This window comes from Kluyvera sp. (assembly GCF_965301105.1).
On the sequence record NZ_CBDKZX010000150.1, the window covers coordinates 1 to 4564 of the forward strand.

At 54.6% G+C, this 4564-nt stretch carries 4 protein-coding genes; 3 read left to right on the plus strand and 1 reads right to left on the minus strand.

The genetic code is table 11. From position 1 onward, the window contains the following. The coding region (locus ACW14G_RS22340; RefSeq protein ID WP_455648824.1) for a UxaA family hydrolase at positions 1 to 947 on the minus strand (947 nt) is incomplete at its 3' end. Between the two features lie 413 nt (positions 948 to 1360). Between ACW14G_RS22340 and ACW14G_RS22345 the strand changes: the two genes are divergently transcribed. Genes ACW14G_RS22345 through garR form a run of 3 tightly spaced genes read left to right on the plus strand, consistent with a single transcriptional unit; the run spans position 1361 to position 4419 of the window. After that, positions 1361 to 2701, plus strand: coding sequence for an MFS transporter (locus ACW14G_RS22345; RefSeq protein WP_163447832.1), 1341 nt, complete (start codon positions 1361 to 1363; stop codon positions 2699 to 2701). 26 nt (positions 2702 to 2727) lie between these two features. Next, positions 2728 to 3498 (plus strand): 2-dehydro-3-deoxyglucarate aldolase, encoded by a 771-nt coding sequence (garL, locus tag ACW14G_RS22350; protein ID WP_249022710.1) that lies wholly within the window; start codon positions 2728 to 2730, stop codon positions 3496 to 3498. A 30-nt stretch (positions 3499 to 3528) separates the two neighbouring features. Further along, the gene (garR, locus tag ACW14G_RS22355; protein WP_191091025.1) at positions 3529 to 4419 is read left to right on the plus strand and encodes a 2-hydroxy-3-oxopropionate reductase; all 891 of its coding nucleotides are present in this window, start codon (positions 3529 to 3531) and stop codon (positions 4417 to 4419) included. Positions 4420 to 4564 lie beyond the last annotated feature (145 nt).

Below are 4564 nucleotides of genomic sequence, written 5' to 3' on the forward strand. Positions count from 1 at the left end.
GTTGCGCCGCAGCGCACCAGCAGGTCGGAGGCGTAGCCGACAGCGGGGTTAGCGGTCACACCGGAGAAAGCGTCGCTGCCACCGCACTGCATACCCACCACCAGCTCGGAGGCCGGGCAGGTGACGCGCTGGCGCTGGTTGAGTTTTTCCAGATGGCGCACGGCAACCTGCAGGATATCGTCGACCATCGATTTAAAGCCCACGTGCTGCTCGTCCTGTAGGCGTACGATGCTGGCGCTGTCGACCGGGATGCTCTGCACATCTTCCGTGCCTTCCAGCAGACGCTCTGGCTGTAGCTTCTCGCAGCCGAGGCCCACCACCATCACTTCGCCACCGAAGTTTGGGTTCAGCGCGATATTATGAATGGTGCGAATCGGCACCACGGCAGCCGGCGCGTTAATCGCCACGCCGCAGCCGTAAAGGTGGTTCAGACCGACCACGCCGTCAACGTTCGGGTATTTCGGCAGCAGGTCGCGTTCGATGATTTTAACCACGTAGTCCACAACGCCTGCCACGCAGTGCACGCTGGTGGTAATGCCCAACAGATTTTTGGTGCCCACGCTGCCGTCGGCGTTACGGTAACCTTCAAAGGTGTAACCTTCCAACGGCGGCAGCGGTTCCGGCACTTTGGTCGCCAGCGGCAGGGTGTTAAGCGGCGGCGCTTTCGGCAGCGTGACCGTGGATTCGTCGATCCAGCTGCCTTTGGCGACATCGCGTACCGCGTAACCGATAACTTCACCGTAGCGAATGATTTCACCATTCTGAGGAATATCCACCAGCGCAACTTTATGCCCCTGGGGGATATGTTCAATTAATTCCAGACCGTCAGGAAAACGCGTTCCTGCTTTTAATCCATTATCATTGACAATGATCGCGACATTATCGGTAGCGTGAACTTTTATATAAAAGGCAGTCGGCGATTCTTGTCTGATTTCAATGTTAGCCATTGTCCAGCATTCTCCAGCCAGGGGGTAAAATGAATTAAGTAGATAAGTGTTTCTTTTCAGATAATGAAAAATAAAAGCACTTAAGTAATGGAATAAAGGATGTCAGGTGTTTGAATATAAAAATGTGATGCAGATCACTCATCCTCCTCATCCCTCATGGGGCAAGGGTATCAATGCGTGAAATTGTGCATCAGCGCCCAGTGCCGTGTGCACATGAACAATAAAATTAGTTTATGAAGCGATTAACCTGGTGATTTGCACAATGCGTGGCGAAGGTATCCTGATTATACTGATTCTCGATTTCATGGTGTCTGATTATTTATTGAGATTACCCGTCATCAATTAAATAACCAGCGAAATTCGCTTTAATAAAAATAATAAGATTAAAGCATCCTGTACCCGAGGATAATAAAATGATACACGATACTGCTGACGCTGTTGAAGCAAAAAAGGGAATGCATACCCGTTATTTAATTCTGTTAATTATTTTTATTGTTACGGCCGTTAACTACGCTGACCGCGCAACGCTCTCCATCGCCGGTACCTCCGTGGCGAAAGAGTTGGAGCTGAGCGCGGTGTCCATGGGGTATATCTTCTCGGCATTCGGCTGGGCCTATCTGCTGATGCAGATTCCGGGAGGGTGGCTACTGGATAAATTTGGCTCCAAAAAGGTGTATACCTATAGCCTGTTCTTCTGGTCGCTGTTTACCTTCTTACAGGGCTTTGTCGGTTTCTTCCCGCTGGCGTGGGCTGGCGTCTCCATGTTCTTCATGCGCTTTATGCTCGGCTTCTCTGAAGCGCCGTCTTTCCCGGCGAACGCGCGTATTGTGGCGGCCTGGTTCCCCACCAAAGAGCGTGGTACCGCGTCGGCTATCTTTAACTCCGCGCAATATTTCTCGCTGGCGCTGTTCTCCCCGCTGCTGGGCTGGTTGACCTTTGCCTGGGGCTGGGAGCACGTCTTTACCGTGATGGGCGTGATTGGCTTCCTGTTGACCGGGATGTGGGTGAAGTTTGTTCATAACCCGACCGACCATCCGCGGATGTCTAAAGAAGAGCTGAAGTTCATTGCCGACAATGGCGCGGTGGTCGATATGGACCACAAAAAGCCGGGTAGCGACGCGGTGAAAGGTCCGAAGCTGGATTACATCAAACAGTTGCTCAGTAGCCGTATGATGTTAGGTATCTTCTTCGGCCAGTATTTCTTAAACACCATCACCTGGTTCTTCCTCACCTGGTTCCCGATTTATCTGGTGCAGGATAAAGGCATGTCGATTCTGAAAGTGGGTCTGGTGGCGTCCATCCCTGCACTGTGCGGCTTTGCCGGCGGCGTGTTGGGTGGATTGTTCTCTGACTACCTGATTCGCCGTGGCTGTACGCTGACTTTTGCTCGTAAGCTGCCTATCGTACTGGGCATGCTGTTGGCATCGACGATTATTCTGTGCAACTACACCGACAACACTGCGCTGGTCGTCACGCTGATGGCATTGGCGTTCTTCGGAAAAGGCTTTGGCGCACTCGGCTGGCCGGTCATCTCCGACGTCGCGCCGAAAGAAATTGTCGGCCTGTGCGGCGGTCTGTTTAACGTGTTTGGCAACGTGGCCTCCATCGTTACGCCGCTGGTGATTGGTTATATCGTGAGTGAACTGCACTCCTTCAATGGCGCACTGATTTTTGTAGGCTGTTCCGCACTGATGATGATGGTTTGCTACCTGTTCGTGGTGGGCGACATCAAACGTCTCGAACTGCGGAAATAAGCTGCGACTAACTTAAGGTAATGAACATGGATAACGCGATTTTCCCTAACAAATTCAAAGCGGCGCTGGCTGCAAAACAGGTTCAGATTGGCTGCTGGTCCGCACTTTCCAGCCCAATCAGCACCGAAGTGTTAGGCCTGGCCGGGTTCGACTGGCTGGTACTGGACGGTGAACATGCGCCGAACGATGTGACGACATTAATCCCGCAGCTGATGGCGCTTAAGGGCAGCGAGAGCGCGCCGGTGGTCCGCGTGCCGACCAACGAGCCGGTGATTATCAAACGTATGCTGGACATCGGTTTCTACAACTTCCTGATCCCGTTCGTGGAAACGCAGGAGCAGGCGGCGCAGGCGGTTTCCTCCACGCGTTACCCGCCGGAAGGCATTCGCGGTGTATCCGTTTCACATCGCGGCAATATGTTCGGCACCGTAGCGGACTACTTCGCGCAGTCCAACAAGAACATCACCATCCTGGTGCAGATTGAAAGCCAACTGGGTGTCGATAACGTCGATGCGATTGCCGCCACCGACGGCGTTGATGGGATCTTTGTTGGCCCAAGCGATCTGGCCGCCGCGCTGGGGCATCTCGGCAACGCCTCGCATCCGGAAGTGCAGCAGGCTATCCAGCATATTTTTGCCCGTGCGAAGGCGCACGGTAAACCCAGCGGCATTCTGGCGCCGGTGGAAGCCGATGCGCGCCGCTATCTGGAGTGGGGCGCCACCTTTGTGGCCGTGGGCAGCGATCTGGGTGTGTTCCGTGCCGGGACGCAGAAACTGGCGGATGCCTTTAAAAAGTAACCCCTTCCGAATTAACGCAAAATTGAGGAAATAACGATGAAAGTTGGTTTTATTGGTCTGGGTATCATGGGCAAACCGATGAGCAAAAACCTGCTGAAAGCGGGCTACTCACTGGTGGTTGCTGACCGTAATTCTGAAACGATTGCCGAAGTGATTGCGGCGGGCGCGGAAACCGCGACCACGCCAAAAGCAATTGCCGAGCAGTGCGATGTGATCATCACCATGCTGCCAAACTCGCCGCACGTCAAAGAAGTGGCGCTGGGTGAAAACGGCATTATCGAAGGCGCGAAGCCGGGCACCGTATTGATTGATATGAGTTCTATTGCGCCGCTGGCAAGCCGTGAAATCAGCGATGCGCTGAAGGCGAAGGGGATTGATATGTTGGATGCGCCGGTCAGCGGCGGCGAGCCGAAGGCGATTGATGGCACGCTGTCGGTGATGGTGGGCGGTGATAAAGCGATTTTCGACAAGTACTACGACCTGATGAAAGCGATGGCGGGTTCAGTGGTTCACACCGGTGAAATCGGTGCGGGCAACGTCACCAAGCTGGCAAACCAGGTGATTGTCGCGCTGAATATCGCGGCGATGTCGGAAGCGCTGACGCTGGCGACCAAAGCGGGCGTGAACCCGGATCTGGTCTATCAGGCGATTCGCGGCGGCCTGGCGGGCAGCACCGTGCTGGATGCCAAAGCGCCGATGGTCATGGACAGAAACTTCAAGCCGGGTTTTCGTATCGACCTGCACATTAAAGATCTGGCCAACGCGCTGGACACCTCCCACGGCGTGGGCGCGCAGCTCCCGTTGACGGCGGCGGTGATGGAAATGATGCAGGCGCTGCGTGCCGATGGTCTGGGGACTGCCGACCATAGCGCGCTGGCCTGCTACTACGAAAAACTGGCGAAAGTGGAAGTGACTCGCTAAGGACGTTGGGCCCGACGGCGTCGGGCTCACAAGGTAGGCCGGAACGGTGATGCGTCATCCGGCGTCGCGCGCTAATAGGCTCAGATATGAAAATCGTAATCGCCCCAGACTCTTATAAAGAAAGCCTTTCTGCCACCGAGGTAGC

Bases quoted from the DNA above. Each gene is read 5' to 3' on its own strand.
- ACW14G_RS22345 (WP_163447832.1), top strand. From the start codon at position 1,361: ATGATACACGATACTGCTGACGCTGTTGAAGCAAAAAAGGGAATGCAT.
- garL (WP_249022710.1), top strand. From the start codon at position 2,728: ATGGATAACGCGATTTTCCCTAACAAATTCAAAGCGGCGCTGGCTGCA.